The following is a 23,687-nucleotide window of genomic DNA, read 5'->3' as shown; positions in this document are numbered from 1 at the left end:
GTAGCATTTAATTCAAATCTGTGCAGGAATGAATAATTTTTTAGGGATATGGCTGTGTCCTGAACCAAATCCCCCAAGAATTACAACTGAGCCCAAAATTTTACTAGTACCATATAAGTTCACAATCTTTTATTACACATCTCTTAATCTTGCTATTTTCAATAGAAGATTGTACTTTTGTCATCATTTTATTAGTCAATATTTTATACAAATGATCTTTATACACAATTTATTTCTCATTCTGGGACGTGGAATAGGACAAGTGATGTTTCAGAATAATGCGCTATCCGGATTATTAATGCTAATTGGAATATTTCTAAACTCATGGCAAATGGGCATACTAGCAGTCTGCGGTAATATAATAAGTACACTGGCAGCCTATTTTTCGGGATATAAGTATGATGATATTAAAAATGGATTATACGGATTTAATGGAACTTTGGTAGGTATAGCAGTTGGCGTATTTCTTCAATTATCAGTAGGAAGTTTAATCATGTTGATTATCGCTTCAGCCCTTTCCACATGGATTGCCTATTTTTTCAGTCAGCAACGTTTGCTCCCTGGCTTTACTGCTCCTTTCATTCTTGCTGTATGGGGAATGTTGGGAGTTTGTAGCTGGCTTATACCAGATCTGCTACCAGTTTCTGATACGGTTATTGATACCACACAGAATATTAATTATTTCCAAGCCTTCTGCTTAGGTATAGGGCAAGTCATGTTTCAGGGAAATACAGTTTTATCCGGATTATTTTTCCTTATAGGCATTTTGATTAATTCTCGGAAAGCAAGTCTCTATACTATCTTAGGAGCACTTCTTCCTATTCCCTTAGCCATTTTACTTGAAGTGGATACTACATACTTAAATGCCGGTCTAATGGGATATAATGGCGTATTATGTGCCATAGCTTTAGGAGGAACGAGCTGGAAAAATGGCGTATGGGCAGGATGCTCTGTCTTACTGTCCACCGTATTACAGATTCTAGGAATGAGTTTGGGTATCACTACCTTAACCGCTCCCTTTGTTATATCTGTATGGATCATACTAATGATACAAAAAGTAATAAGGACACAGAATAACTAAATTAGCCTTCAAATAAAATTTTGTGATATTTTTTTCAAAGAAAAAGATATTATCTTGTCACCCGAAATAATTGCCTTTGTGTTGTGAACACTACACCATAATGCAGTAAACTTAAAAATAGTATCCAAACTCCTTGAATTAAAAAGAGTTTGGATACCTCAACATTTACAGTAGAAAATATTATTTATAAAGTTTCAATCAGCTCTTAGTTATGCTTACAATATAAAGGTGATAATTACCCATATAAACAACAGACAGAAGTGTATCACATAATTATGATAACATCATCTCATATCTTTTCACCCACAATCAGCAGCAATTTTTCATTTTCCCCTCTTAAAAACTTAATTTCTTCTTTCAACCAATCTATTTCCTTATTTTTTGAAGAAATCAATTCAGCTATCATTGCATCAGGAGTATAATTACGACTGATAAAATTCAATATCTTGGAGATATTTATTTCTTCTCTTTTTTTAAAGTTTCAAATTGCTCCTTTTGTTTATCCAACAGCTTTTCGAAAATCTCAATTACCTGTTCAACAGGAAAACTATTAAAGGTCTGATTATTACCTGTATTACTGACAGCACTTTTAACACCGCAATTCTCGTAGAAGTTATTCGTATTATACAAGATTGTCTCTTCATTAAAATTCTTCAGGCCATCTACAGTAACGCCTAATGCTGAAGCAATCTCGCCTAATCGTTCATCGTCAAACTTCTCTGTTTGTTCTATTTTCGAAACAGCCTGTTTCGTTATACCTAACAAATCACCGAGTTCCGCTTGAGTCATTCCCCGAAGCCGACGCACCCGTTCAATTTTTCTTCCCAGATGAATCGTATTTGTGTACTTTTCCGTTTCCATATTCCAGTCTGTTGATTATTTGCCCTGCTTTATGCACTCTCTTAGAATCTCTATTTTCTCCTGTTCACTTTTCAACAAGCGCTCATACAGTTCAACCACCTTTTCAAGAGGATTAATCTGTTGCGTATGAGCTGCATAAACAGTTGCTGTTGCTCCCGGAGAAATCGTGGCATCTTTATAGTTATTAATATTACAAATGGCTTTTTCAACATCAAAATCCTTGATGACATCAGTAGATATTCCCAAGACTTCAGCTATTTTTGTCAACAGTCCGTCTTCTATCTCATCTTGTTTCTCTATTTTCGAAATCTCCTGTTGACTAACACCCAGATCAGAAGCCAACGCTTCCTGTTTCATACCCAGATACACACGGATTCTTTGCAGATTGCGACCGACATGCCTTTGATTCACCTTGTCTTTTACTTTAATATCCATATCATTGTTGCTTTAGTAAATACATTGAGACAAAGATAATGAAAATAAAATTCGCAACTACATATCACCCTTTGAAAAAGACAGCTTTCTATCTGTTTCTCTTTTGAATATAACCTAATTAGATCTATTTTATCCCGGTCTTTATCATTTTTATCTACTTCTAAAACTTTACTACTGTAAAGTTTACGACGGGTAAAGATTTAATCAACAACAATATTACCTTATAAAATCAAATATACAACAGGTAGTAAGAAACAACTCTGTCCTGATAAAAGTCAACTTTATTTTTTTCAATCCCCAGTTCTATATGCATAATTTTGCCCTGTCAGTTTTTTTACTGACATGAATCGTGGCGCCACATTCAAAACAGTAACAGAATAATGTTCAATTGGCATTGACATTCTGAACAATCATCATTTAACCAATAAAATCTAATAGCCTATGGGGTAAGTAAAGTCATTACAGTCGAAACATAGCTTTAAATCATCCTGAAATTTAGCTATCCAAAAACAAATTAGTAAACATACAATTAAACAAAAAGCATGAAATCATTTTCTGATAAAACAAACATAGGGGAGAATAATCCCCTAAAGACTGTTTATAGAATGAATTTTTACCTATTATTCCTATTAATAGGTTCATTATCGATACTTGGATCAACACGAGCTTATTGCCAACAGAGCAGAACGATCTCGGGTATAGTGAAAAACTCTCAAGGAGAGACGATTATCGGAGCGAATATCGTTGAAAAAGGTACCAGCAACGGGACGATTACGAATGTAGACGGACTGTTCACACTGCGCGTAGCGCCCAATGCAGTATTAAAGGTATCTTATATGGGATACACGGAGCAGGAAGTCAATACACGCAACAAGAACAAGCTGGAAATCATACTGACGGAAGATGCCAGACTGATTGATGAAGTAGTGGTGGTAGGATATGGATCGGTCAAAAAACGGGATTTGACGGGGGCAGTCACCTCCGTCAAAAGTGCGGAAGTACTGGCCGCCCCTACCAATAATGTAATGGAAGCCCTTCAAGGCAAGATACCCGGAATGGATATCACCAAAACTTCGGGACAGGTAGGAGGTGATGTCACTATTCTGTTACGTGGTTCACGATCTATTTATGGCAGCAACGAACCGTTGTTCATTATCGATGGAATCCCCGGCAGTTATAGCCAGGTCAGCCCGTCAGACATCGAGAGTGTAGATGTGTTGAAAGATGCTTCTTCCACCGCCATTTATGGTTCCGCAGGAGCAAACGGCGTTGTCATCATCACCACCAAAAGAGGAAAAGAGGGAAAAGCGACCGTAAACTTCGATGCTTATTACGGATTCAGCGGTTCACCCAACTACAGACATGGGATGACGCGGGATGAATGGGTCACCTACCAGCAAGAAGCCTATAAATATAAAAACGGTGACTATCCTACCGATATGTCCGCCCTACTGGGGAAACAAGATTTTATAGATGCATACAACGACGGCAAATGGATAGACTGGATAGATGAAGTGTCGGGCAACACGGCTACCACACAGAAATACAGTCTTTCGGTCAGCAGTGGCACTGAAAAAACAAAATTATTTGCTTCGACTTCCTACAACCGGGAAGAAGGTTTACTTAATAACGAAAATCTGAACAGATATTCGTTACGCCTCAACCTGGATCAGCAGATATTTTCATGGGCAAAGGTGGGCTTTACCTCCAATTTAGTCTACCGGGACTTGAACTCCGGCGTGAAAAACACATTCACCAAATCTCTCTCCACCATCCCGCTGGGTGATGCTTATACCGAAGAAGGGGAGATCAATCACGAATACATCACGGGACAATATTCCCCGATGAGTGATTTCATAGAGAATCAGTATGTAGACAACACACGTTCCACCTACCTGAACATGAGCGGCTACGTCGAACTAACTCCCATCAAAGACCTGACTTTTACCAGTCGTGTCAATGGTACGTTGAATCACTCACGCCGCGGGCAATACTGGGGAGAGAAGTGCAATGCCAACCGTCCGTCTTATGCAGGTTCACCGCATGCTTCCATCACCAACAACAATGCCTGGAATTACACTTGGGAAAATATTCTCGCATACAACACAACCATCGCCAAAGACCATAATCTGGGAGGTTCACTGATTACTTCCTGGAATAAGAACCAGTCGGAAAGTAGCATGGCTGCCGCCAGCGGTCAGATGGTAGATCAATGGTCTTTCTGGCGACTGACATCGGGCACTTCCCAACATGTAGAATCCGACTTCGCACAGACGCAGAAAATGTCTTTTGCCTTCCGTCTGAACTATTCATACAAAGGCAAATACCTATTTAATTTCTCTACGCGGTGGGACGGTGTTTCACAATTCTCCACCGGACATAAATGGGATGCTTTCCCCGCAGGCGCACTGGCGTGGAGAATATCGGACGAGGCATTTATGGAAAAGACACGTAGTTGGCTGGACAACCTGAAGTTGAGAGTGAGCTACGGCATCACGGGTAACTCGGGAGGAACCACCGCATACAGCACCACAACACAAGCATACGTATATACCGCTTCGGGAATTTCCATTAATGGGAAGATTGTTCCTTTCACGCAATACTCCGGTACTTACGGTAGTTCCGATCTCGGCTGGGAGAAGTCATACAATTGGAATGTGGGGTTGGATTTCGGTATCCTGAACGGTCGCATTGACGGATCGGTAGAATGGTTCAAGACAACCACCAAAGGATTATTATTCAAACGTACATTGCCCATCACCAGCGGTCTGACCGGATGGGGATCGCCTCTGGCTATCTGGCAGAACATCGCCCAGACCAGTAACCAAGGTGTGGAAGCAACGATCACTTCGCACAACATACGGCATAAAGATTTCACCTGGAACACCACTTTATCCGTCACCTGGAACAAGGAACAAATAGACGATCTGCCTGACGGTGATCTGATCGCCGAAAATCTGTTTGTCGGTGAACCGATTAAAGCTATTTACGGATATAAATATGCCGGAATTTGGGGAACCGATACTCCACAGGAAACATTGGATGCCTACGGCGTAAAACCCGGATTCATCAAGATAGAAACCTTAGACCAGAAAGGCGATGGAGGTGTGCATAAATACAGTACGGAAGACCGGCAAATTCTAGGACATTCCAATCCGGACTGGATCATCGGATTCAGCAATTCCTTCACCTACAAGAATTTTGATTTATCCGTCTTTGCCATGGCACGTTACGGACAGACAATCAACAGTGACCTGCTCGGTTATTATACCGCTGAACAGAGCGTAACCAAGAATCAACTGGCAGGCGTAGACTACTGGACAGAGGATAATCAAGGAGCCTATTTCCCCCGTCCCGGAACGGGAGACGAACAAAAAACCGTATATCCTTCATTAAGAGTGCGCGACGGCTCCTTCATTAAGATTAAGAATATCACGCTGGGATATACACTACCCGTCAATATTTCCCGCAAAGTTTTAATGGAGAAATGCCGTATTTATGCCACAGCCTACAATCCGTTCATCTTTGTAAAAGATAAGCAGTTGAAAGATACTGATCCCGAAACCAACGGTTCGGATGCATTTCCTACCTACCGGCAATTTGTTTTTGGCGTTAATTTGACATTCTAACAAAAGATTATAATCATGAAAAGGATATATATAAAATTCATATTTTGCAGTGTGCTGTTCTCGGCCTTATCTCTACATTCCTGCACCTTGGAGGAATACAACCCGGGCGCATTTACCAAAGAGGCTTTGGCTACTTCCATCGATGGATATGAAACCCTGATTAACCAGTGTTATTTTGCTATGGAAAGGTTTTACTACGGTTCTGCGGACTGGATGTCACTGACTGAAGGCGACACCGATCTTTGGACGTATAAAGCCAACGAATCAACCAGTTACACACAGTGGTTCTGGTTTTTCGCAGGAACATCACCCAATACGACTTACACCAATAATTGGTGGAACGGGACATACGACGGTGTGGGAGCCTGTAACGAAGCTATCGCATTAGGAGACAAACCTCCCTACACCACGGAAGAGGAGCGGAATGCCAAGATTGCGGAAGCCCGTTTTCTTAGAGCTGTCTATTATTTCAATGCAGTGGAACAATTCGGAGTAGTGACGATGCTCACAGAACCGATAACAGCGGAAACACTGACTTACTCCCCCACCCGCACCGATCCGATGACCATCTACCAGGAAGTAATCCTGCCCGATTTAAGATTCGCATCCGAATGGTTGCCAACAGGTACGCATGCAACTACTACCACCCCGACGAAGAAAGCCGCTCTCGGTTTTCTGGCTAAAGCCTGCTTGCAGACGTACGAATATGGAAGCACCGAATATTTGCAGGAAGCTCTGGATGCAGCCAAAAAATTGATTACCGATTGCGAAACTGGCGGTGGGAAATACAATACGTATATGTATCCATCGTATAGCGAAGTATTCAAAGAGAGCAATAACTGGGAAAACAAGGAAGCTCTCTGGAAACATCGCTGGTATGCAGGAGCAGACGGTCACGGATCAAGCAACGGAAATTACAAGCTAAATCGCAACGATGAGTATTTCTTATGCAATATCAATAAGTTCGGTGCTCGTGAAGATAATCAGGAGACACGCCTTACTTGGGAAGGCTCAATTACCGGTATCTTTATGCCCACTCAGCATTTATTGAGTTTGTATGTACAGAAAGACGGAACATTGGACCCCAGATTTCATGAATCGTTCACTACTGAATGGAACGCGAACAAGAATTACACGTGGGATGAAAGTGCCGTACACATGTATGACAAAGAAGAAACCGTCATTGGCAAAGCTCTGAATAAAGGTGACTTAGCCATTAAGTTTATCATGCCACAAGACATTGATTATGCTACAGAAAAGCAAAAAGAACATATTTCTGATTACTTGCTGATTGATTATCACCATGTATATAGTAATGACAATAATAACGTGAACATGAATTATGCTTATACAAACGTCACAGGCAATTACAAGGATGACGGCACAAACGAAAACCAGTTCCGCTACTATTATCCGTCACTGAATAAGCATAATAGCAGTAATTATTATGTAGCCAATGCTTCCAAACAGAGAAACGGTAATCTGAATGCGACATTTATCATGCGTATGGCAGAAGTTTATTTGATTGCGGCAGAAGCTGATATTTACCTGAATGGTGGTGTAAATGCAGCCGGTTATATCAACAAAGTTCGTGAACGTGCCGGAGCAAATCCGCTTACAGGGAGTATTACAGTACGAGATATCTTAGACGAAAGAGGCCGTGAACTTTGCGGAGAATATTGCCGCTTCTACGACTTGAAACGGACAGGAATGTTTAAGAACTCGGAGTATCTGGAGAATACTCATCCGGACTTAGCACAATTCTTTCACCCGAATTATGCATTACGTCCCATTTCAACTACATTTACTGCAACAATCACCAATGGCAGTGAGTATCAAAATCCGGGATATTAAGTAGGAATTTCAATATGTACAGGTGCCATGGAATCAATTGTGGTACCTGTACATTATTATAATTCATGGTAATCAGTCAAACAAGGCGGATATGCCGATTGAAATTTTAGCTAACAATGCTTCTATAAAAAGTTATCATGTTTTAAGTTTCGACCGCCTAAACATGGATAAAACAACTCATGTCCACAGGTATCACAACAAGAAAACGAATGACCAATTATAAAGAATCTAAAACAAACACAAATGTCGAAATAATACGTTGGGAATCGTATATGATTGTTTATATTTGCGGTATCGAGCAATTTATTAAGAACCTGATGATATGTTGAAACGGACTAAATTTCAAATTCTGTAGAAGTGTACATCACAATTAAATACTAAAAAGAAAAGAACATGAAACTTTGGAAATATAGTGGAACACTTTTAACAGCAACAGGAGTCATTCATACCATTTATGCGCTATTTCTTGGAAAAGAAGCTTTTGCGGAAATGCTTAACAATGGATTAATAGACTCTATTGGAGAAAATCAGAACTTGGGCTTTGCTTTCTGGTTCCTAATCTGCGGAATAATACTTATTCTTTGGGGAGAGACACTTCAATACTATATCAGAAAAGAACAAAAACCGGCACCTTTATTTTTAGGTTACTTCATTCTACTGTTCACCATAATCGGTTGCGTAGTCGAACCAATATCCGGTTTTTGGCTTTTCTTACCGCAAGCACTTATTATTATTTATTCAAACGCTCGCTTTTCTCAACTTCCCAAGCAATGAATGAACGACAAACAGAGATGAGAAAATGACTATCTCATCTTCCAAGCACCAAAAAGTGTTTTCTTAAAGCAGGCCTTGTTTCGTTTCGCCTCTTCCGAATCATATTCTATGGCAAGATCAAAGTACTCTATTGCCTGCGGTATATTCTGTTCCGTACCTCGTCCGAAGCCATAAGCAACACCAAGAGCATTCAGTACCATAGCATCAAGAGGTTCCCATACCTCATCGAGCCTATCATTCCCTTCTATCTCGGAAAGGAATTCAAATGCCGTATCATCATCCTGAAAAGTGCCTAGACCATTCTGATAACAAATAGCAAGTTCGGCTGCCGGTTGCCAAGAATCCTCATCATCCATATTATGATACGCCTTATCTAACCATATCACCGCCTTGGCATAATCTTGTGTTATATTGCCACGCCCTTCAAAATAGAAGTTGCCTACCTGAAATTGCGCCTTTGCGTTACCTGCCTTCGCTGCTATCATGTAATTCTCAAATGCCTTGTCCAAATCTTCAGCAACGCCGTAACCTGTTCCGTAACACACAGCCACATTGTAGGCGGACTGGACATCTCCGCGCTCCACAGCCATTGAGTAATAATGAAAAGCCCCCTCCGCATCATCATACTCATCTTCCAGCAATTTACCGTAATCATTACAAGTGAGCGGATCACCCGTATCAGCAAGAAGTTTCAGATAGTCCTCGTACACCACGTCATCAATATCCGCCAGTCCCGACTCATAAATGGTACGATAGTTGCCGAATGCGGCAGGCAAACCGTTATCGAACGAGTTTTCATAGTATTTTGCCGCTATAGGATAAGCAAAAGCGTAATACTCATCTTCAGAATTGTATTTGCGGTTTTCTTCCTCACCACGAATGACAAGATAATCACCATAGAACATAGCATTTCCCACCACATATTGGCTAAAGGCATCTCCCGCCTGTGCTTGCTGTATCACTGTCGTAAAAGCTTCCTCAAGAGATGCGAAAGGCATCGTTTTCTGAACAGCAGGAGACAAGTTACCGGTCCGCAAAGCACATAATACCCCATCGGCACTGCCCCGGCGCACACTCTCCTTTATCAACTGAGATGCCTGCTCCTCATCTACGGGAAATTCCGCTCCGCACCAGACAAAATCTTCCCCTAAATGGCATCGTCCAAGGTAACAGCAAGCATCCGCATCCCCCTCTTCCGCTGCCTGACGCAGAAGTTCGTACCCTTCCCACATTTGTTCTTTGTCGTAGCTTTTCCATATTTTGTCAATGGCAACAGCTACTGCTTCACTGTGTTTCATTGTTACAAATTATTATGTATCCGTTTTCTTTCGATATGTCTTTTACCCTTTATTCATCTTCGGCCACTTCTTCCGTTATATCCGTCCACTCATCCGTAATCCGGGGAAACTCACGTTTATGGTAATAATTGAAAAGCCAAAATCTGATACGGCCAATATAAGAAGCCCGAGTCATGAGCACCACCCAATCTCCCTCTTCATTATTTCCTCCTATTTCGACGATATAATTATCTTTCGTTCCCCTCACTTCCAGATAACCGTTCTGACAGCCGGGAGTCTTCAACAGCAGCGAAGAACATTTGCCGGCTTCGAGATTCTCGAGAGCTACTAACACATCTTCATAATCGATAAATTTGAATTCTTCATTGTCTACGTATAAATAATACGGCTCGTCAGCAGGAGATACCGGTGTGAAATGTCCTTTCTCCCAATTCTTAATTTCTGGAATTTCAAGTCGTTCGAAGTAGTTACAGAACATCCGGACAATATCATCCGGACTATAATCATAGCTGGAATACCTTGTCAACCCGTCAGACATGGCAAAACATACTGCAACTTGCAGGTTGCCGTCCGACACACTCATACACGATATCCCGGAACAATTACCATAAGGAGTGATTACAGGACGACAGTTACTGAGCCATATATCTCCATATTCATCAATATTATTTATTGCCCGCTCTATCTCCTCTTCGGAAACAAGTGATGTCCGTTCATGACCTTCTGAATAGTTCAACACAAATTGCATAGGTAGTTCAAATGATACAGCCCCCTCCGGCCTTTGCTTCTTTCCCGAGATTTTTTTAAGAAATGAAAAAAACATTTGGTGTATTCTTAGTAGTTTTGCGAGTGCAAAAATAAAAAAAGATCTCCAAAATCAATCTATGTATTGCATTTTATTCGTACATCAAGCCAACGGGAGATTGCCAGTATGGCGGCAGAAAAACACAGGAAAGAGTAGATATCTGATCATTATTAAATTGAATAAAGAGGCTTGTCTGATATGTCGACAAGCCTCTTTACTATAAAAGTCGCAATCTCAACAAAAGCACGATAAACACATCGTGCAAATTACATCGGTAATTCTCCGACTATGTTTTTCGAACATACAGGCAATTTATCTTCTTTTCCCATATTTACGAAAACAGTAGCACATAATACGGTCCATTGGTCACCATATGTCATCGTACTGCTGTGGTTATATCCCAGACAATGCCCGTATTCATGGAACATGGCTTGACGGGGATAATTGTGCGGATGAGCATCGGGGGGAGTAGCATCAAAATAGACACCGGTATAACAATAACCAGCCAGTCCATACGTATTGCCACCACCAAGTCCGCCGACACCCGAAACACATCCCAGCACAAGTCCTCCATGATTACGAATTCTTTGGCGCAATGCATCTAAATTGATCGGATTCCCTCCATTGTCTTTCAGTCTTCCTTCATAATTGTTCATTTCCGCATTAAACTCTTCGGAAGAGAACATAAAAGCCATATTGAGAGCCAACGCCACTCCGTGCCGACACAACAACGGGTTCATGTGCCGCCAATATGCATGACCAGCGTCAGCCGAATAGGCAGAAAAACGTATAAACCAATGGCTGTCTATCTGTTCCATTTTCTTCATGAACGGATCATCCGTCCGGAAGACAAGCGTCACATCATCATTCGCAAGTTCATGTTGTGCAGGCACCACCACTTTCCGACCGTTACTAGTGGTGAACGTCCGCTCCGAATCTACGACAGGCAAAGGAAACGAAGCCTCCATAAAAGGATAAATCCGGTCGAAATGCGCCAGTTCGAAAAACTCGGTACTGACTTTGTTAAAGCGGCACAAAACCGTTACATCCTGAATGCCGACAGGAGAAAAGAACTTAACGAGCAGTTCATGTTCGTTTGAAATGGACATCTGCAATGGAGCATTTGCATAAAAAGACCGACGCCCACTGTTATAAAAGACATCACGCGGCTCATCGGCAAGAAACATCGTATCAGTCCGGAAACGAACAAAATCTTCCTCACGCACACAAAAGAAACCGTCCTGATTTTCCGGATGAAGGTAATCAATACTGATATGCGACACTCGCCCGGGCTCAATATTACAACCAGTGAAACGGTATTTGCGCTCAAACAGCTTACCGTCGCTACATTCCGACTCGATAGACACAAAGCCGGAAAGAGGTTTGTGTCCCGGTAACGAGTAAAAGGAACATTTCCCGGTAATGTCATACGCCTCTACTCCTTTCGATCCTGAATATTGCCCATTCACACCGAGAGTGGCATATATTCCTTCAGAATCATCAAATGTAATATCAATCTTTCGGATAAATCTCCACATATAATCGGATGACAGCTTCAAGTCTACGTCCACTCTTCCCACACAGCGTTCCAATGTTACAAACTGTGATACCGGAGCCTGATCTCTTCCGATCTGCAATTCTATCTTTTTATAAAAATAAACTGCATCAAGCGGTGCTTTTTCTGTAAGGTTCATCAACCAATCGTCAGACAAATATGTAGGTTCTTTGATTGCTTCTCCTGCCTCTTCTTCCACACTAGTGGTAGCAAGAAATACCAATGTATAATCCCCCTGCTGCAATCCTTCGATCGTCAGTTTGGAAAAGTCGTTTTCTAGCTTCTGGTACAAAGGTTTGATTATCTTACCTTCTTTATCGGCAACGGCATACCACATACGAGCAATCTGTTCCTGGCTACCGCTGCGTGTCTGTACGATAAAAGCATCATCTTCCTGCAAACCAAACAGAAATGTCACTTGTCCCATACGGGAGGATATATTGTCCGTTTCCCGTTCAAAATCCCCCGAACAAGAAGCAAACACCAATATCCAAAGTAACAACATTGAGATTTTCATCATCTTCATTCTCATCCTCCCCTATTTTTTTACACAACGTACAGAAGCAAATGCTTCCATCTGCAATTGTTGCTTTTTAATAGTAGTTCTCTCTGCTCCTTCAAATGGTAACCAATAGGCCCATGCATATCCGCCCGGACAGCCGTTGCGTTCGCTTGTCCACAACACTGCTCTTTTTCCAAAACCAGGATTGTTGGACGTCGTTTTATCACCTTTTCCGCCAACCAAAGGAATGATAAGGCAACGCTTTGTTTCTTCTGAAGTAAATTTCACATAGTGCTGCGTACCCGTCACCCCAGTCGGTGTGATCAATTTGCCTTCTCCTACATGAAGTGTAGCGATAATTGTTTCTCCATTTCCAGCCTTATATGTGCTCGGAATCTCCTGTCCGGCAGGAAGAAGAGACTGCCATTCTGCAACAGTCGGTATCCGATAACCTTCCGGACAAGGCATGTGGGTATCTTTTTGCCACGGTGTATCGGCTACCTGATTACCCAGGTTGTTGGAAGGATTGTATCCTTGCCATGGCACATACATATATAAACGTCCGGACTGGAACAGCCCACCCACAGTATTTATCCAGCTTGTGCGATACATATCTTCGATTGTAGCCCCGTCCAACGGATAAATCTGGTCATCAAGATCGCGGCTGCGCGCATTGAATGCCATCCATACGTTTCCGCCTATTTCTACAGTCTCAATTTGCTTGTCACTGGGAGCCACACGAATCTCCACATAATCATACGTCCCATCCAGTAATACATTTTTCAAATGTACCCGTACTGCATATCCCAGACGTCCGTTGCCTTGCGCATTCACCGATACGTTGAATGCCGACACAATGCCTTCCGCTTCTTCCGACATGGATATACTTCCCACGTTTACGTCGTCACCGGCACCTTCCGTAGAAGATATGCCAATAGGAGTGTCGGACACAAACGCCAGCGTCATTTCACCAACACCCGTAGCAGGTACTTCCAGAATATTGTTTTCATAATTTACCTTCACTTCTCCCGGAATCTTCGATTTGGATGCACTAAGCAGAATGCGGTGGTTCGTATCAGGCTTACCGATAATCGTCTCCCCTTCTTCCCACGGTTTGATAGTAAAGTTTCCCTCTATCTTAGCACCCACATTCAGCACAGTCAATTCATATACTTTATTACGTTCGACGACAGGCAACTCTACTTTCAGCCTAATGGGCACTTCGCCATACGTTCCGCGTAAAACGATGTGAACAGGACGCATACTCTCAAAAATACGGAACACTTCTTTCTGTTCACCGTTGAAATCAGAACCAAACTCTTTCCGATAGTTTACCGTTTTATCTGAAGCCTGTTTATTTTCAATGAACGGGAAAGTTTCCGCCGGAGCGTCTTCTACAATGATTTCCTTGATTTTCGTCTTGCTATCAGCAGTTGTATTCAGGTCGATACGTGCCACCCCACGTTTCATAGCCACATTAATCTCTGTACCTCCACGGGTTACTACTCCACTCTCCAACTCAACAACCGCCGCCATAAAGCTCGGTGCGGAATTATCATGCAGTCCTTCACCAATGACCATATTGCGAAATTCTTCTTCACTAGTAACATTTTCTCCCATCGCTTCCTCCAATCCTGTCAGGAAATAAAGCCGCGATCCACTTACCGCTGAAATTTCGGATTGCCCGTCTTTTCCCGGATTCAACTGTTCTGCCTTGTAAAGACCTCCATCACTAAACTGAAAAACAGACACATCCTTAAGTTCTTCAGAAGATTCCTCACCTGAAACTGTAATACCTTTTAATGTTACTGAATAAGTTTGTTGAATAACTTTTTCCTCCGTTTGCTCATTGTTCGAACAGGAGCCTAAAAATAACGCTCCCATTAAAATAGAAACAATGGCTTTTCTGCTAGAATAATTCATGTTTTTAATATATAATTTCGAAATAATTGAAAACATTACCGGTACGTTTTTTAAAAGCGGCGACAAAAATACTACTTTTTATCTATCGGCAAAATCAAATATTAGAATATATATACAAAAAACACTCATTTATAACAGAGGCTTACCATTTAATTCCAAATCCAGCAACCTCTTTTTAGCAGAAAGTCCGCCGGCATACCCTACAAGAGCTTGGTTACTGCCAATCACACGATGGCACGGAGCAAAAATAGAAATAGCGTTCGCCCCGTTAGCAGCAGCAACCGCACGGACAGCCTTCGGCACATTCAGTTGTCCGGCCAACTCACCGTATGACACAGTCGAACCGTATGGAATCTCCAACAACTTACGCCATACACTCTTCTGAAACTCCGTACCAACAAAAAGCAAAGGTACCTCAAACACAGTCCGCTTGCCATTGAAATATTCATCCAACTGCCGAATCGCTTCCTGTATCACATCTGACGTACTTTCCTCATAACCTGCTTTCAACAGTTTACGCAATCTCCTATCTACAATATCCCGGTGACTTTCAGCCGCCCAGTCACAAAGGCAAAGCTTATCCTCAACCGAGCCAAGCATCAAATCACCACAAGGAGAATGATAACGCTGTATCTGAATTATATTCGTTTTATCTTCCATATTTCCAAAGATACAGTTATTATAGTTACTCTTCAATTTAATCCTCAATTATTTTAATCCCCAATTATTTTTTATACACGACTTACCCTAACACCTGACTTATATTCCCCTGTTCATCGTCCCTATCACCCAGGAGCACCTCCATACCGTTCCGTATTTTACCGAGGAATCTTAACCATTTCAACCGGCTGCTCTTGTATCTTATCCAACGGTTGTGATTGATATTTTACCTTTGAGAAATCAATAGCTTTTAAGTCAATGCAACGTATCGAATTGTTATAGGCCGTTTTATAATAAACCTTCCGGTTCGTGAGGTCGATAGCCGAGGTCCATTGCGTAGCACTGGGAATATCCGGAATATCACCCTGCGAATGTTCTATACCAATAGGAATATCAAAATTATTAAGCAAGTGGAAACATTGCTGCACGGTATCAAAGCCTGTAGCTCGTTGCGGAGCTGTCCCCCGATAAAAAGCAGCACGTACAAACCGCGAAGGAGGCGTGGCATCACCCGGAATACCGAGAAAACCGGAGTTGCCACCAGTCGGTTGCAATGTAATACCACTCAATTTTTGCATGGAAGCGTCACCCGGATGAAGATTGACGTAGTTGTTCAAATTAGTGAGTTGCCATTCAAAACCGGGGGCATTCGTCAACACTCCTACTGTATTCTCATAAAAATGCGGTACGCCACCTACAATTTCCAATACAACCTGACGCCCCGACGGTTCACCGATACGCCAATGTACTACCGCTGTCTTTTCCAGTCCTACAACACGTACAGAAGAAAGGGCTGCCTTCACCTCGTCAATAGTGGAAAACTGCGACAACAGCCACTCCGTCACTTGAAGGTCTGCCAGTGTCCGCTGGTTCTGTGCAGCATCATACGTTTCATATCCCCCATAATGAGGAAAGAAAAATAGTCCAGCCGAAAGTCCTGCCTCATTGATTCCTTCGGCAATAAACTCTTTTTGTACAACAGCCAGACCGACCACTCCATATTTTGCCGTAAACGTTAGTCCATTGACACCCGTAGGAGTGAATGACGTGAGCTGTTGACCACGTGGAATAATCACATACTCGCTTTGCAACACACCGCGCGCCCATTCAATCGTACGGGCTTGCACATAACTGCCGTCACGGGACGTCAGCGAGATTCCCGTACAAGCTACAGCCTGAAAAGTGCTGCCACATACGGCAGCAATCCCTAACAATAAGTTCTTTGTCATCTTCATCATTATTTATATATTTATTCGCTAAAAACTCAATACTGTATAAAGACAACAAAATATGGGTTATTTTAGTTGCAGATATATCTTTAGAAAGACAAGACTATTGCTCTGTCATCTGAAATAGCGGCATTTGTATTGTAAAAAGCATAATGGCGCAGAATAATAATCAAAGAGTAACAAATAAAAAAGCAATAAATAAACGAACTTAAATAAAAGGTATCCGAACTCTTTTGAGCAAAACAAGAAATCTCATATCCCGTCAATTCATTTAATGATATAGTTCTTTTTCTCTTTTCCTATTCCTTTCAGAGTCAAAGATTTCCATGCATCAGGGATTGCTCCTTTTCCGGCAACAATTCCCTTATCCGTAATATCCAATCCACCGAATCCCATCAATACGGACTGTAATACACCACCTGCCCCTGTCAGAAAATAAGGATTTGTACCACCGTCAAACTCGGCTATAACCCGGAAGGGCGGATTCAGATTGGGAAGATAGGAATCTCTAAAGTAATGCCATGCACGTTCACGGTCTCCCAAACGGGTAAACAAAATAGAGTAGATAGACTTCGACATGGCAGGTGTCTTCTTTCTCGGAACAGTCTGTAGATAGTATTCCAAATCCCTCCAGATCTGTTCTTTATCCGTAACAAGTTTTAACGGGAAAGCCAACAGGCAGACATCCGCTTGTTTGGTTATAGCTCCATCATACGTATCATGCTCTGCCGTTACTCCATTGGCTAGTTTCCGGAAACGAAGTTTCTCTGCCACAGTCGTCCACATAGGGTCTGATTTTACATTCAACAGTTTGGCAGCCTTACAGGCAGCTTCCAGAGTGGATTTCGCAACGCCGTTTGTATAAGCATTATTGTTCACGTTCTTTCCTCCTTGAGGGTTCTGATTCCATTCATCCGCTCCTATTACATTCCTGATTTCATACTCTCCCGCTTCATTCGGTTCCGAACGGCTTACCCAGTATTCGGCAGCAGCACTAAGAATGGGAAATCCCTTTTGACGAAGCCATTCCAAATCCTGCGTCACAGCATAATATTGCCAGGCTGCCATAGCTACATCTCCCGTAATATGATTTTCAAAAGGGCCGTAAATGTTGGTAACTGTATTATCTTCGTTTCCTTTACCACTACTTTCCCACGGGTACATGGCTCCTTTATACCCATGCATGAAAGCGTTATGCCTGGCTGCATCCAAACGCTGATAGCGGTACTCTATCATTGATTCCGCCAATTCGGGATGCAGCAATAATAAAGCCGGAAAAATCCACGTGTCAGCATCCCAGAATACATGCCCGTTGTAACCGAAGCCCGAAAGCCCCATCGGAGAACAGGATAATCCCGAACCTTCCCGCACAAAAGCATACGTGTGATAAAGCATACTGTGAATGTCTTGTTGCGACTGAAGATCACCCTCAATCACAATATCGCTTTCCCAAAGCTTGTCCCATGCAGCGATATGTTTGCTCCATAATCGTTCAACACCCTCTACTGCTGCAAATGCCGTCAACCGTTCCACTTCATTCTTGACGTCAGCATGAGTAGCAGCGGAAAGTGTCGTCCCGACAATCGAAAAAGTGTAAGGCTGGCCTGCCTGCAAACGGACCGTAAATTCTTGTGTATGTACCCCGACTCCGCGTGCACTCCGATGGCATACTTCCGGACGGGGAAAAGAATCGTCGAAAACAAACGATGAACAAGCACCGATTTCAAGTTCCCGGGTCGGAGATTTTGCGATTGATGTGCAGAAATCAATCGCTGTTTTTCCATTGAAGATGCGGTTGAAAGACTCCTGCGGACTACGCAACGATTCATGCACCGTCAGTATATTCGCCACAGCTACTTCTATATTTTCTTTCGGAACGATCCGCACACGCAGTAAACACGAATAAGGTAAATGACGTAATGCCGTATATTGATATTCAATATGTGCAAGCGATTGATAATCAAATTCTCCGCAAAACAATCCCTGACGCATATCCAAAGTCTGTTTATAACCGGATATTTGGGAAGCTTTCACCGTAGTTCCGTTTATCTGCAATTCCGTATCCAGCATATTGATGCCATGCAAGAAATTATTCACTCTTCCCTTTCCATAGATATCATAAAGTCCTCCCAACACGACACGGGAAATCTTCAAAGGATCGGGGGAAGAAACTAATCCCAGCATACCATTGGCTACCGTTATTCCATAATAGGACGAGGGTTCAATCTGTTCGGCAGTTATTTTCCAGGCATCTTGCGCAGATACACCAATGACAGGCCATAACCTGCTCAACAGCAGTAATATTAAAAAGTTCCTTTTTCTCATCTTATCTCTATTTATAAGCCTTTTGTAAATGTACAGTCAGTCTTTTCTCATCGGAGCAGGGCAACGCCTGCTCCGACAAAAAAAGAGACATGCTAACTAAAAGTTTGTATGGATAAAAAACTAATACATATATCCGCTCTTACCCGGATTACCGCCCATCTGCGACCAGGCATTGGCTGCATAGCCTGTCGCCGCTCCTTCAACAGCAAATAGAGTCGGTTTTCCTTCCAGCATACCGGTCACATAGATTGTGCCGTCAGCAGATATGGTGGGCGACGATTTCAGTTCGGTTCCAAGCTGGAGTGAAGCGATAGCTTTTCCTGTAGCCGGTTCGAGTTTCACCAAGGAACCTTTTTCTGCATCATTATAGTAGATATACCCTTCATTATCTATAGCAGGAACGCCATAAGCAGTACCCGCTACTTCCGTTGCCCACAAAACGGAACCTGTAGAAGATATGGCAGTAATATATTTGTCAGTAGCTACATACACAACCCCATTTCCATCAACCACCAAGCCATAACCGGTTTGTTTATTTTCCCCTTTCACGGCAGTATACCATTCTGGAGTCGAAACTTGCCCCTTGGTAGTCTTCTTGGTATCATAGCAATAGACTAATGCTTTTGTCTCATTGGTAGATATGCGGGCTCCTAAATTAAGGCAAAGGATATATGCTTTGCCATCTGCACCAATAGCGATCTGGCTGCCATTAGGCTGGTCATTTGGAGCATAATTCTGCTCATTGGTCGACTTGCTCCAGCTATTGCCTTCCGGGAAGAATATGTGTGTACCATACGATCGTCCACTACTCTGACCCGTGTTAACAAGTATCCTACCATCTTTCAATCCTACACAACCACCATAACTTCCGGAAGACGTTTTTTCCGAATATTTAAGTACCCCGGATACCTTATCATAAATACGGAAATGTTTTCCATCTGTGCTTGGCGCCGAATTCGTTAGGATCATCACATATTGATCCGTGACAGCCGGAGCACCGAAAGGACGCATACTCGATTTTGCACCAATCGCTGTAAACCACATCTGCGTACCACCGTCTGCACCGCCTTTAACAGCATAGAGACTGGCAGACTTGGATGCATCTGCTCCCGCCTTGGTAGTATTGTCTCCGACAGCCACATACACCGTTCCGTCGGAATCCACCGTAGGAGTCGGGTGCTGATAGTCAGAACCTCGGTTCGGTTCATTATTCTGTCCGCAATCAAATCCCCAAGTCCGTTCACCGAGTTTCGTGAAACAAACCAGGTTATAATTGCTGGAAGAAACATATATATACTGACCATCTGTGCTTGTTGCCGGAGAAGTGCCGTACACCACTCCCTGCTCATCGTAGGAATGAGACCATAACACGCCAAGACTACCGGCTCCCTTTGCTATATCCATTGTGACAGTCTTCGTATCTTTCCTTTTTTTATTGTCCGTCACAGTCAGTGATACGTTTATTTTTCCATGCGAACCGAAAGTGATTTTCGGGTTTTCCTCTGTAGAGAGGATAGCACCGAATGTCCATTCTCTTTTGACAATCTCAGACCCTTCCGCTGCTTTCGATTGATCCGTAAAAGCAACCTCTTCTCCCGCTACAATTCGTTCGGGCAACCAGCTGAAGTCTGCCGTAGGACGGACACCGTCATCTATTATTTTAATTGTCTTTTCAAAAACTGATTTCATCGCACCGCGATCCGAAGTGACAGTCAGACGAAAAAGATAGTCTCCGCCCTCTTCCACGCTAAATGGTTCGGGAGCAGTCAGTTCGTAGGAAACTTTACCCATAAATTCCCATTTGCAGACTGCAATCTGGGCATTCTCCGCCGTCGACGTATTTGTCAGGGTAATCAGATCACCAATCTCATAGGATTCTTTATCTGTAGTGAATCCCGCCTGTACCCACGTCTCTTCATCAGGTGTACACCCAACCAACAGACCGATAGCAGCTACCAATAAATATATGATTCTTTTCATTGCGTTTCTGTAATTTTAGATGATCGTTTCATTACTTCACGTATTCCAATTTACCGATGATGGGATAATGATCGGAGATATAAGTGATATTCTGATAAACTTTATCTATTGTCTCGAACTTCAAAGCCTTAAAGCCTGTACAAAAGATGTGATCTACAATATAAGGATTGGCGGTACCAAAGCCTGTATAAGAGTATTTCGAGTCTGTGATCGGAGCCGATAAGCGGACATTTGTCATGAATGTTTTAACTCCGTTAAAAATATCACTGTCAATCTGCTTGTTAAAGTCGGCGGTCAGTAACATCGGCAATCCTTCCGGATTGAGCTCGGACATTTTATTCACAATCACTTCCATCGACTTGCCCGGAGCGATGGTAGAACCTACATCGATGTGAGTATTGATGAAGAAGAATTTCTTACCGGAAGCAATGTGTTTGAAAATAGCCCATGTCGCTATACGGGGAACGGTACTGTCCCAACCTTGAGAACCCGGTACATCCGGAGTTTCAGAAAGCCAGAAACAATCCCACTTGATTAGTTCAACAGCCTTTTTTCTATAAAAGATAGGAACAAACTCATCATTGTTAGCGTTGTTGGCACGGCGTCCCTTACCGACATATCCATAATCTTTCCAGTTCTCTTCCAGCCACTTCAGTTGTGGTGGCCGCGCTTCCTGCATACCGATCACTGTCGGTTTATGTTCTCCGATCATCGGTATAAAAGCTGCCGTACGGGCTTCCCATGACTTTTCTCCCGTATCTTTGGTATTATAATACCGGATATTGAACGACATGACTTTAATTTGGTTATCATTCAGTGACGGGTCTTCCTCTTTTACTGTTTCAGGGTCCTTATAAAATTCTGAATAATCAGGAGTAGTATTACTGCATCCGCCTAACGCTACAACATAGATAGCAATTACAGGCAATATCTGGTTAAATTTCATCATACTAAATCTTTTATATTTTAATTCCAATTGGGGTTCTGTGATAGTTTATATCCGGCACTCTCATAGTCGCGGATCACCTGTGCAGGAACAGGATAAAGATATTGGCGGTCGTCATCGTACCAGATGCGGTTTCCCGAACCGGGGTTATATCTCAAATCGTATCCGCCTGCGGCATTTGCTGTGGCATAAAGTCCTGTTTCATTCTTTACGTTCACCGTTTTGCAGTCTTTATTGGATGATTGCGTACCGTTATCAGTAAAGTAGCAATCAGGAGTTCCGTCACCATTCAGGTCAATATCCACATTCAATGCGCTGATGTGCATACCTGTCCACGGTAGTTCCTCTATCAGTTCACCACATTTCCAACGACGCAAATCATTGAATCTCGTTCCTTCAGCCACCAACTCAATGGCACGTTCCCGACGGATTTCCAGTAAAACCGGATTAGTGATATTCGGATAAAAGACCTGCTGCAAATATGAATCAACAGTTGTAGGGAGTTTTTCCGTTCCGCCTGTAATTCCGGCACGTCGGCGCAAAGCGCCGATGGTAGTGTTCCAGTCAGCATCAGTAAGCCCACCCAGTTCGGCTTGTGCTTCGGCATAGTTTAGCAGCACTTCAGCGTAACGCAACAGGGGGATACTGTTGTTGTTCTTTTCATTGTTATCGTATTTTGTATCGTCAAGAGAATACTTGATTACATGATAACCGGTCAGGCAAACTGTCATATCGGCTACTACGGCTTTTCCGTCACGTTTGAAATCCAGTCCGCGGATGGTCTGTGCCAAACGCAGGTCACGATTCTTCATCTCTTCCACGAAGTTTTTGGTTTCATAGCCTGTTTCGGCAGTGAACGGGGTACCGTCCAATTTCAAGTAAGTATTGACAAACGGACGAACCAGACTCCAGCCTTTACCGTACGACAGCGAATTGTACCAGTAATTTTGAGTCCCGTAAATACCTGATGCGCTATTGGCACATACCGCCAGAATTACTTCGGAGGTAATGGGAGCTTCCAGATAGAACAAATCACGGTAGGCCCCTTTGGTACCTGTTGCCGTATTCAGCGAAAGTCCGCTGTTGTCCATCACCAGTTTGGCTGCACTGGCAGCATGGCGGTAAAGTTCTTCCGGAGTGATTTCCAGACCTGTCAGTTTGTGATAACGGCGATAGGCGGCTTCGAACAGGCACACACGTGATTTGAGTGCGGCTGCAGCCCATTTGGTGAGTGTAGAGCTATTGACAGAAGAAGTTGCCTGAATATGTTCGTAAGCAAAATCGAGATCTTCGATCATATTCTTGATAATGACGTCCCGGCTGTCACGCTCTTTATACATGACATCGTACTGGTAAGACTGGATTTCACTGCCAAACCAGGGAACTTCGCCATATTGGGTCAACTTGTCATAATAAAACCAGGCGCGGAACCAACGGGCGATACCCAAGTAATTATCGCGGGTAGCTGCATCCACTGTACACTCCTTTGAGTAGCAACCGTCGATAAAATAATTGATGTTCCGCAGGGTTCCCCATGACCAGCTGGTAGCTGTTTCCGAATTGTACGCATTTTGCTGAATAAACACATTCGTCTGCCGTACAGCGGCAATATCACACATCTCATCCTGCTGATAGCCCGTAGAAAGTGTAGGCAATGCCCGATAGAAGGAATAGGCATAAAGGCGCAATCCGGACTCGCTGCCGAAAGCCATAGATTTGTCAGCCTCTACCTGCATCGTCTCCGTCAAATCGCAACTACCTAGCAGCACCGTTGCACACAGAAGCAGGATATTACGTATAGTACTTAATCTTTTCATATCTTCTTTGTTT

Annotated in this window: 16 protein-coding genes; 4 read left to right on the top strand and 12 right to left on the bottom strand. The window is 42.8% G+C overall.

What is annotated here, in order from left to right:
• Positions 1–211: 211 nt before the first annotated feature.
• A complete protein-coding gene (locus tag KTR06_RS16655) occupies positions 212–1,081 on the top strand; it encodes an urea transporter (RefSeq protein ID WP_120070862.1) in 870 nt (289 codons plus the stop codon).
• A gap of 456 nt (positions 1,082–1,537) precedes the next feature.
• Here the strand turns inward: KTR06_RS16655 and KTR06_RS16650 are convergent, their stop codons facing one another.
• Positions 1,538–1,942 carry a helix-turn-helix domain-containing protein gene (locus tag KTR06_RS16650; RefSeq protein ID WP_004299170.1) on the bottom strand — a complete coding sequence of 135 codons (405 nt, stop codon included), beginning with the start codon at positions 1,940–1,942 and terminating at the stop codon, positions 1,538–1,540.
• A 15-nt stretch (positions 1,943–1,957) separates the two neighbouring features.
• Positions 1,958–2,377, bottom strand: coding sequence for a helix-turn-helix domain-containing protein (locus tag KTR06_RS16645; protein ID WP_004299169.1), 420 nt, complete (start codon positions 2,375–2,377; stop codon positions 1,958–1,960).
• A 542-nt stretch (positions 2,378–2,919) separates the two neighbouring features.
• Here KTR06_RS16645 and KTR06_RS16640 point away from each other — a divergent pair.
• From KTR06_RS16640 to KTR06_RS16630, 3 genes are all read left to right on the top strand, one after another.
• Positions 2,920–6,006 carry a TonB-dependent receptor gene (locus KTR06_RS16640; protein ID WP_217290590.1) on the top strand — a complete coding sequence of 1,029 codons (3,087 nt, stop codon included), beginning with the start codon at positions 2,920–2,922 and terminating at the stop codon, positions 6,004–6,006.
• Between the two features lie 15 nt (positions 6,007–6,021).
• Entirely contained in the window at positions 6,022–7,860 is a 1,839-nt protein-coding gene (locus KTR06_RS16635; RefSeq protein ID WP_217290589.1) for a RagB/SusD family nutrient uptake outer membrane protein, read from the top strand.
• A gap of 393 nt (positions 7,861–8,253) precedes the next feature.
• Positions 8,254–8,634: a DUF6463 family protein gene (locus tag KTR06_RS16630; RefSeq protein ID WP_118407200.1), complete on the top strand. Its 381-nt coding sequence runs from the start codon at positions 8,254–8,256 to the stop codon at positions 8,632–8,634.
• 29 nt (positions 8,635–8,663) lie between these two features.
• On the opposite strand, the gene KTR06_RS16625 is transcribed toward KTR06_RS16630, so the two are convergent.
• The 10 genes from KTR06_RS16625 to KTR06_RS16580 form a co-directional block, all read right to left on the bottom strand.
• Complete coding sequence (locus KTR06_RS16625; protein WP_118407199.1) at positions 8,664–9,932, bottom strand: tetratricopeptide repeat protein; 1,269 nt, start codon at positions 9,930–9,932, stop codon at positions 8,664–8,666.
• A 49-nt stretch (positions 9,933–9,981) separates the two neighbouring features.
• On the bottom strand, positions 9,982–10,680 hold the full coding sequence (locus tag KTR06_RS16620) for a hypothetical protein (RefSeq protein ID WP_217290588.1): 699 nt from the start codon (positions 10,678–10,680) through the stop codon (positions 9,982–9,984).
• A 323-nt stretch (positions 10,681–11,003) separates the two neighbouring features.
• Positions 11,004–12,818, bottom strand: coding sequence for a hypothetical protein (locus KTR06_RS16615; RefSeq protein ID WP_217290596.1), 1,815 nt, complete (start codon positions 12,816–12,818; stop codon positions 11,004–11,006).
• A 12-nt stretch (positions 12,819–12,830) separates the two neighbouring features.
• Positions 12,831–14,717 carry a fibrobacter succinogenes major paralogous domain-containing protein gene (locus KTR06_RS16610; RefSeq protein WP_217290587.1) on the bottom strand — a complete coding sequence of 629 codons (1,887 nt, stop codon included), beginning with the start codon at positions 14,715–14,717 and terminating at the stop codon, positions 12,831–12,833.
• Positions 14,718–14,846: 129 nt separating this feature from the next.
• Entirely contained in the window at positions 14,847–15,377 is a 531-nt protein-coding gene (locus KTR06_RS16605) for a methylated-DNA--[protein]-cysteine S-methyltransferase (protein ID WP_118407197.1), read from the bottom strand.
• Positions 15,378–15,535: 158 nt separating this feature from the next.
• Positions 15,536–16,615 (bottom strand): choloylglycine hydrolase family protein, encoded by a 1,080-nt coding sequence (locus KTR06_RS16600; protein WP_217290586.1) that lies wholly within the window; start codon positions 16,613–16,615, stop codon positions 15,536–15,538.
• A gap of 258 nt (positions 16,616–16,873) precedes the next feature.
• Complete coding sequence (locus KTR06_RS16595) at positions 16,874–18,931, bottom strand: glycoside hydrolase family 65 protein (RefSeq protein WP_022199141.1); 2,058 nt, start codon at positions 18,929–18,931, stop codon at positions 16,874–16,876.
• 120 nt (positions 18,932–19,051) lie between these two features.
• A complete protein-coding gene (locus KTR06_RS16590; RefSeq protein ID WP_022199140.1) occupies positions 19,052–20,911 on the bottom strand; it encodes a PQQ-binding-like beta-propeller repeat protein in 1,860 nt (619 codons plus the stop codon).
• A gap of 31 nt (positions 20,912–20,942) precedes the next feature.
• Positions 20,943–21,860, bottom strand: coding sequence for an endonuclease/exonuclease/phosphatase family protein (locus KTR06_RS16585; protein ID WP_009040650.1), 918 nt, complete (start codon positions 21,858–21,860; stop codon positions 20,943–20,945).
• Positions 21,861–21,877: 17 nt separating this feature from the next.
• Positions 21,878–23,674, bottom strand: coding sequence for a RagB/SusD family nutrient uptake outer membrane protein (locus KTR06_RS16580; RefSeq protein ID WP_217290585.1), 1,797 nt, complete (start codon positions 23,672–23,674; stop codon positions 21,878–21,880).
• Positions 23,675–23,687: the final 13 nt, after the last annotated feature.

This window comes from Bacteroides sp. MSK.20.12 (assembly GCF_019052435.1).
Taxonomy (GTDB): Bacteria; Bacteroidota; Bacteroidia; order Bacteroidales; family Bacteroidaceae; genus Bacteroides; species Bacteroides xylanisolvens.
The sequence above is the reverse complement of the archived record's forward strand: the minus strand, read 5'-3'. Positions and strand labels throughout refer to the sequence as shown.

What these genes read in the sequence shown, in the direction of transcription:
- KTR06_RS16655 (WP_120070862.1), top strand. Translation starts at nt 212, where the DNA reads ATGATCTTTATACACAATTTATTTCTCATTCTGGGACGTGGAATAGGA.
- KTR06_RS16650 (WP_004299170.1), bottom strand. Translation starts at nt 1,942, where the DNA reads ATGGAAACGGAAAAGTACACAAATACGATTCATCTGGGAAGAAAAATT.
- KTR06_RS16645 (WP_004299169.1), bottom strand. Translation starts at nt 2,377, where the DNA reads ATGGATATTAAAGTAAAAGACAAGGTGAATCAAAGGCATGTCGGTCGC.
- KTR06_RS16640 (WP_217290590.1), top strand. Translation starts at nt 2,920, where the DNA reads ATGAAATCATTTTCTGATAAAACAAACATAGGGGAGAATAATCCCCTA.
- KTR06_RS16635 (WP_217290589.1), top strand. Translation starts at nt 6,022, where the DNA reads ATGAAAAGGATATATATAAAATTCATATTTTGCAGTGTGCTGTTCTCG.
- KTR06_RS16630 (WP_118407200.1), top strand. Translation starts at nt 8,254, where the DNA reads ATGAAACTTTGGAAATATAGTGGAACACTTTTAACAGCAACAGGAGTC.
- KTR06_RS16625 (WP_118407199.1), bottom strand. Translation starts at nt 9,932, where the DNA reads ATGAAACACAGTGAAGCAGTAGCTGTTGCCATTGACAAAATATGGAAA.
- KTR06_RS16620 (WP_217290588.1), bottom strand. Translation starts at nt 10,680, where the DNA reads ATGCAATTTGTGTTGAACTATTCAGAAGGTCATGAACGGACATCACTT.
- KTR06_RS16615 (WP_217290596.1), bottom strand. Translation starts at nt 12,818, where the DNA reads ATGAAGATGATGAAAATCTCAATGTTGTTACTTTGGATATTGGTGTTT.
- KTR06_RS16610 (WP_217290587.1), bottom strand. Translation starts at nt 14,717, where the DNA reads ATGAATTATTCTAGCAGAAAAGCCATTGTTTCTATTTTAATGGGAGCG.
- KTR06_RS16605 (WP_118407197.1), bottom strand. Translation starts at nt 15,377, where the DNA reads ATGGAAGATAAAACGAATATAATTCAGATACAGCGTTATCATTCTCCT.
- KTR06_RS16600 (WP_217290586.1), bottom strand. Translation starts at nt 16,615, where the DNA reads ATGATGAAGATGACAAAGAACTTATTGTTAGGGATTGCTGCCGTATGT.
- KTR06_RS16595 (WP_022199141.1), bottom strand. Translation starts at nt 18,931, where the DNA reads ATGAGAAAAAGGAACTTTTTAATATTACTGCTGTTGAGCAGGTTATGG.
- KTR06_RS16590 (WP_022199140.1), bottom strand. Translation starts at nt 20,911, where the DNA reads ATGAAAAGAATCATATATTTATTGGTAGCTGCTATCGGTCTGTTGGTT.
- KTR06_RS16585 (WP_009040650.1), bottom strand. Translation starts at nt 21,860, where the DNA reads ATGATGAAATTTAACCAGATATTGCCTGTAATTGCTATCTATGTTGTA.
- KTR06_RS16580 (WP_217290585.1), bottom strand. Translation starts at nt 23,674, where the DNA reads ATGAAAAGATTAAGTACTATACGTAATATCCTGCTTCTGTGTGCAACG.